Source organism: Flavobacterium sp. (assembly GCF_040382755.1).
Classification (GTDB): domain Bacteria; phylum Bacteroidota; class Bacteroidia; order Flavobacteriales; family Flavobacteriaceae; genus Flavobacterium.
On the sequence record NZ_JBEIET010000117.1, the window covers coordinates 1 to 6232 of the forward strand.

Sequence of the window (6232 nt, forward strand, 5' to 3'; positions counted from 1 at the left end):
ATTTTTCCATTGCGGCTTCAGCAGCTTGTTTTTGTTCTAAAATTCTTTTTTCACGAGAACCTTCGAAGGTTCTAAACGCTTCAATAGCATTCCATTTTTCTGCTTCGGCTCCCACTCTAATAATTTCAATTGAATCTAAAGCATCATTTCCAGCCACTGCATCAACAACATCTTGTCCTTCCACAACATGACCAAAAACAGTATGTTTACCATCTAACCAATTGGTTGGAACGTGTGTGATAAAAAACTGCGAACCATTAGTTCCAGGTCCTGCATTTGCCATAGATAATACGCCTGGCTTATCATGTTTTAATTCTGAATGAAATTCATCATCAAATTGGTACCCAGGACCACCAGTTCCTTGACCTTGAGGACAACCACCTTGAATCATAAAGTCAGGTATAACTCTATGAAATTTCAAACCATTATAATATGGAGTACCCATTGGTTTTGCTTTATTTTCTAATTGACCTTCAGCCAAACCTACAAAGTTTCCAACCGTTCCAGGTGTTTTATCGTGAGTTAACTTTACTAAAATTGAACCTTTTGCTGTATTAAATTTAGCGTAAATTCCGTCTTGCATTGCTTTTGATTTTAAATTAAAGTGCAAATTTACTACTTTTTTGAGTATATTTGATTGGTTTTTACGCAAAATTATATCAAAATGAAATCAGAAAATTACCTTCAAATTAACAAACAAACTTGGAACAATAAAGTGGCCATTCATATAGATTCTGATTTTTACGAACAAGAACAGTTTCTAAACGGAAAAATTACATTACCACAAACTGACTTAGAAGCTTTAGGTGATGTAACCGGAAAAAGAATTTTACATTTACAATGTCATTTTGGACAAGATAGTTTGTCTTTAGCACGATTAGGTGCAAAAGTTACCGGAATTGATTTTTCTGAAGAAGCAATTGCAAAAGCCAAAGCTTTAAATGAAAAATTACATTTAAATGCCAAATTTATTTGTTGTAATGTTTATGATACGCTTCAACACATTACTGAAAAATACGATATCGTCTACACCAGTTATGGTACTATTGGTTGGTTACCCGATTTAGACAAATGGGCTTCAGTAATTGCAGGCGCATTAAAACCTAACGGAAAATTAGTGTTTTTTGAGTTTCATCCTGTAGTATGGATGTACGATAATGATTTTAATGTTGTTTATTACAATTACTTTAAATCCGAACCCATTTACGAAGAAGAAACAGGAACGTATGCTGACAGAAATGTAGAAAATGAATACCAAACAATTACTTGGAATCATAGTTTAAGTGAAGTATTTCAATCACTTATAAAACATAATATTAGTATTAAAAATTTTCAAGAATACGACTACTCGCATTATAACTGTTTTAGTCATACCGAAGAATTTGAACCTGGTAAATTTCGTATTCAAAAATTTGAAAATAAAATACCTATGATGTATGGAATTGTTGGGGAATTGATGCAACTATAACCTAATTTTTGATTCTTATCTTTTTGATATGTTATTTGACCAAATAGATGATTATATTTGCAACATATTAGAATTCCAAACTAAAAAAATATGCGCGTAGATATAATTACCGTTTTGCCAGAATTAATTAGAAGTCCGTTTGAAGGTTCGATGATGAAAAGAGCCATTGATAAAGGCTTGGTAGAAGTTCATTTTCATAATTTACGAGACTACAGTGCGAACAAACAAAAAAGCGTGGACGATTATCAATTTGGTGGTGGAGCTGGTATGGTAATGAATATTCAACCTATTGACGATTGCATTACCAAACTAAAAAGTGAACGCGATTACGATGAAATCATTTACATGACACCAGACGGAGAAACGCTAAACCAAAAAATGGCCAATTCTATGTCGATGTTAGGAAATTTAATTATTTTATGTGGACATTATAAAGGCGTTGACCAACGAGTGCGCGATATGCATATTACTAAAGAAATTTCAATAGGTGATTATGTGTTATCGGGTGGTGAATTAGGTGCTGTAATTTTGTGCGATACCTTATTTCGATTGATTCCTGGAGTTTTGAATGATGAAACTTCTGCCCTAACTGATAGTTTTCAAGATAATTTATTATCACCACCAATTTATACCCGACCGGCAGAATATAAAGGCATGAAAATTCCAGATATTTTGTTAAGTGGCAACTTTCCAGAAATTGAAAAATGGCGCGAACAAAAAGCCTACGAACACACATTAGCCAGAAGACCAGATTTATTGGAAGAATAATCTTATTTACGATTTTAGATATACGATTTACGAAAAATCCCGAGCAAAACTCGGGATTTTTTATAAATAACAATTCGTAAATCCAAAATCATAAATCGTAAATTACAAATACATTTTAGTACGTAATTCTTTAATTTTATCGTCTTCTAAATACTCATCAAACGTCATGTAACGGTCAATAACACCATTTGGTGTAATTTCCAAAATTCTATTTCCAACGGTTTGAGCAAATTCATGGTCATGTGTTGTTAATAAAATTGAGCCTTTAAAGTTGTTTAACGAGTTATTAAATGCGGTAATAGATTCTAAGTCTAAGTGATTGGTAGGTTCATCTAACATTAAAACATTGGCACGAATCATCATCATACGAGACAACATACAACGTACTTTTTCACCTCCAGAAAGCACATTACATTTTTTCAAGGCTTCTTCACCTGAGAAAATCATTTTTCCTAAGAAACCACGAACATATACTTCATCGCGTTCTTCTTCTGTTTTTACCCATTGGCGTAACCAATCTACTAAATTTAAATCAACACCATCAAAAAAGCTATGATTTTCAACTGGTAAATACGATTGCGTTGTGGTAATTCCCCAATCAAACGTTCCTGAATCTTGTTTTTTTAATCCATTTAAAATATCATAAAAAGCTGTTGTTGCTCGAGAATCTTTAGAGAAAACTACAATTTTATCGCCTTTTGCCATGTTTAAATGGATATCTTTAAATAAAACGTCTCCATCTTGCGATGCTGATAAATTTTGTATATTTAAAATTTGGTCACCCGCTTCACGCTCGGTTTCAAAAATAATAGCTGGATATCTTCTACTTGATGGTTTAATTTCATCTAAGTTTAATTTTTCAATCATTTTTTTACGAGAAGTAGCTTGTTTAGATTTCGCAACATTGGCACTAAAACGACGAATAAATTCTTCTAATTCGGCTTTTTTCTCCTCTGCCTTTTTGTTTTGTTGGGCTTTCTGACGCGCCGCTAATTGGCTACTTTCATACCAAAAAGTATAATTTCCTGAATAGTGCGTGATTTTAGCAAAATCAATATCCGAAATATGAGTACAAACTGCATCTAAAAAGTGACGGTCATGCGACACTACTAATACCGTATTTTCATAATTTGCTAAGAAATTTTCTAACCAACCGATGGTTTCAAAATCCAAATCATTTGTTGGCTCATCCATAATCAACACATCAGGATTACCAAATAAAGCTTGAGCTAACAACACACGAACTTTTAATTTTCCGTCCATTTCGCCCATCAAAGTATAATGATGTTCTGCTTCAATTTCTAAATTTGATAATAATGTAGCCGCGTCACTTTCTGCATTCCAACCATTCATTTCGTCAAATTGCAATTGCAACTCGCCTATTCTATCGGCATTTTTATCATCATAATCTGCATACAATGCATCCATTTCAGATTTTACGGCATGTAACGTTTTATTACCAATTAATACGGTATCTAAAACCGTAAATTCATCAAACATATTGTGATTTTGATTTAAAACCGACATACGTTTTCCTGGTTCTAAAATTACTCTTCCTGAAGTAGGATCCAATTCACCAGCTATGATTTTTAAGAATGTTGATTTTCCAGCACCGTTAGCACCAATAATCCCATAACAGTTTCCTTGAGTGAACGTGGTATTTACTTCATCGAATAGAATTCTTTTACCAAATTGCACCGATAAATTTGAAATTGTAAGCATGTATTTATATTTTAATTTACCGCAAAATTAGCAAAAAGCAACGAGTTTTCACAGTTTTATTTTAATATTCTAATTGTAATTTTTAACGCTACATTAACATCTTAACTGTTTTAAATCAAATACATTTGTTATTATGTTTAAATAAAACTATGCAAAAAAATTACATTTTCATTAAATACTTTTTTTTCTTACTTCTTGCAACCTCTTTAGTATCTTGTAAAGATGGCTTCATGGGTGAAAATCATGTGGCGTACTTTGGTGGTGAAATTGAAAATCCAAAGAATAATTTTGTTGTGTTTATGAAAAATGACAAAGTGGTGGATACTTTTTATTTAGATAAGAACAATCGCTTTTTTCATAAATTCGATTCATTAACACCGGGATTATACAGTTTTAAACATGATCCCGAATATCAATATGTGTTTTTTGACAAAAATGATAGTTTGATGATTCGTTTAAACAGCAATGATTTTGATAATACCTTAATGTTTTGCGGACGTGGTGATGAGAAAAACAATTTCATGATGGAATTGTATTTAAAAGACATGAAATTAAAAAATGATTTATTTGATGTTTACGAACAACCCGAAAAAGTATTTTCTAAATATTTAGACACTTCAAATAAAAAAATTACAGATTTATACCGCAAAAGAAAATCATTTATCAAATGGTCTGAAGAATTTGACAAAGTAGCAAAAGCTAATATTTTATTAAATTACGCCTACAAAAAAGAAGTTTTTCCTATAGTACACGAATTTAAAACCGGTGAAAACATCAAAACCGATTTACCAAAATCGTACTACAATTACAGAAAAAAAATTGATGTGAATCAAGCCAATTTATTGTACTATTCTCCGTTTATTAATTATATGACAAGCATGCTTAATAATATTGTACTAACCAAAAACAAAGGAAACTTAGACGATATGAGTTTAGAAAACAATATTAAAAAACTTGAAATTGTAGATACGCTGGTTAAAAACAAACACGTTAAAAATTTGGTTATAAACAACATAGCCAATATGTATTTGCTTTCAGATCAATGCTCTGTTAATAATGGTAAGTTTTTTGCCTTGTATTCAAAAATGGTATCAGATAAAAAAATGAAATCTAAAGTCATGGAAACGGCAAATAATATTCAGAAATTAAGAACCAATAATGTATTACCAAAAGTTAGTTTGTTAGACATGAACAATCAACCGGTCGATTTAAATAAACTAATCACAAAAAAAACAATTATATATTTTTGGAACAAACAATCCGATTCACATTCTTTTTATTCTCATAAAAAAATCGATGAATTAAAAGCAAAATATTCTTCTATTCAATTTATTGCCATAAACATCAATAATAGCCAAGAAGATTGGTTAAAAGAAATAAAAGATAAAAACTTTAGCAATTCAATAGAATTAAGAGCAACAGATTTTAAAGAGCTTCAAAATAATTGGGTTATAAACAAAGTGTATCGCACTATGATAATTAATAAAAACGGTACGATAAATAATGCTTTTGTAAGCTTATTTGATGCTAACTTTGAAAGTTATTTGCAATAGAAATATTTAAAACTCCATAAAAAATATTATTTATTTCCTTTTTCGAAATCAGCTACAAACTGAGCAATTCCTAAATCAGTAAGTGGGTGTTTTAATAATCCAGTAATTGAAGATAAAGGTCCTGTCATTACATCAGCACCAATTTTAGCACAATTAACAACATGCATAGTGTGACGTACTGAAGCCGCTAAAATTTGAGTTTCAAAACTATAGTTGTCATAAATTTGACGAATTTCATCAATTAAATTTAAACCATCTGTTGAAATATCATCTAAACGACCTAAAAATGGAGAACAGTAAGTTGCTCCAGCTTTAGCAGCCAATAAAGCTTGACCCGCTGAAAATATTAATGTAACATTGGTTTTTATGCCTCTATCTGAAAAATATTTACACGCTTTAATTCCTTCTTTAGTCATTGGTAATTTTACCACAATTTGTTCGTGTAAGTCGGCTAATTCTTCACCTTCTTTTACCATTCCTTCAAAATCTAAAGCATTTACTTCTGCACTAACATCGCCATCTACAAGATTACAAATGTCTACATAATGTTTTAAGATATTGTTTTTTCCTGTAATACCTTCTTTAGCCATTAACGATGGATTTGTAGTTACACCATCAAGAATACCTAAAGCTTGTGCTTCTGCAATGTCTTTTAAATTTGCTGTGTCAATAAAAAATTTCATGTTTTTTTGAATTTAAATTTGTTGTGTGTTGTTTGTGC

Annotated in this window: 6 protein-coding genes; 3 read left to right on the top strand and 3 right to left on the bottom strand. The window is 31.0% G+C overall.

The genetic code is table 11. The annotated features are described in order from the left end of the window. Nucleotides 1-583: peptidylprolyl isomerase (locus tag ABWO04_RS09315; protein ID WP_353079427.1), on the bottom strand; the 583-nt coding region annotated here is incomplete at its 3' end. Between the two features lie 81 nt (nt 584-664). Here ABWO04_RS09315 and ABWO04_RS09320 point away from each other — a divergent pair. Both ABWO04_RS09320 and trmD read left to right on the top strand, forming a co-directional pair. Next, a complete protein-coding gene (locus tag ABWO04_RS09320) occupies nt 665-1468 on the top strand; it encodes a class I SAM-dependent methyltransferase (protein WP_353079429.1) in 804 nt (267 codons plus the stop codon). Nucleotides 1469-1558: 90 nt separating this feature from the next. Beyond that, nucleotides 1559-2236: a tRNA (guanosine(37)-N1)-methyltransferase TrmD gene (gene trmD / locus ABWO04_RS09325; RefSeq protein WP_353079431.1), complete on the top strand. Its 678-nt coding sequence runs from the start codon at nt 1559-1561 to the stop codon at nt 2234-2236. Between the two features lie 102 nt (nt 2237-2338). On the opposite strand, the gene ABWO04_RS09330 is transcribed toward trmD, so the two are convergent. After that, a complete protein-coding gene (locus ABWO04_RS09330; RefSeq protein WP_353079433.1) occupies nt 2339-3958 on the bottom strand; it encodes an ABC-F family ATP-binding cassette domain-containing protein in 1620 nt (539 codons plus the stop codon). 230 nt (nt 3959-4188) lie between these two features. Between ABWO04_RS09330 and ABWO04_RS09335 the strand changes: the two genes are divergently transcribed. Continuing rightward, nucleotides 4189-5511 carry a TlpA family protein disulfide reductase gene (locus ABWO04_RS09335; RefSeq protein ID WP_353079435.1) on the top strand — a complete coding sequence of 441 codons (1323 nt, stop codon included), beginning with the start codon at nt 4189-4191 and terminating at the stop codon, nt 5509-5511. Between the two features lie 26 nt (nt 5512-5537). Here ABWO04_RS09335 and fsa read toward each other — a convergent pair whose 3' ends face one another. Next, nucleotides 5538-6194 carry a fructose-6-phosphate aldolase gene (gene fsa / locus ABWO04_RS09340; protein WP_291242710.1) on the bottom strand — a complete coding sequence of 219 codons (657 nt, stop codon included), beginning with the start codon at nt 6192-6194 and terminating at the stop codon, nt 5538-5540. Nucleotides 6195-6232: the final 38 nt, after the last annotated feature.

Coding starts and splice junctions, on each gene's coding strand:
- ABWO04_RS09320 (WP_353079429.1), top strand. CDS start 665: ATGAAATCAGAAAATTACCTTCAAATTAACAAACAAACTTGGAACAAT.
- fsa (WP_291242710.1), bottom strand. CDS start 6,194: ATGAAATTTTTTATTGACACAGCAAATTTAAAAGACATTGCAGAAGCA.
- ABWO04_RS09335 (WP_353079435.1), top strand. CDS start 4,189: ATGGGTGAAAATCATGTGGCGTACTTTGGTGGTGAAATTGAAAATCCA.
- trmD (WP_353079431.1), top strand. CDS start 1,559: ATGCGCGTAGATATAATTACCGTTTTGCCAGAATTAATTAGAAGTCCG.
- ABWO04_RS09330 (WP_353079433.1), bottom strand. CDS start 3,958: ATGCTTACAATTTCAAATTTATCGGTGCAATTTGGTAAAAGAATTCTA.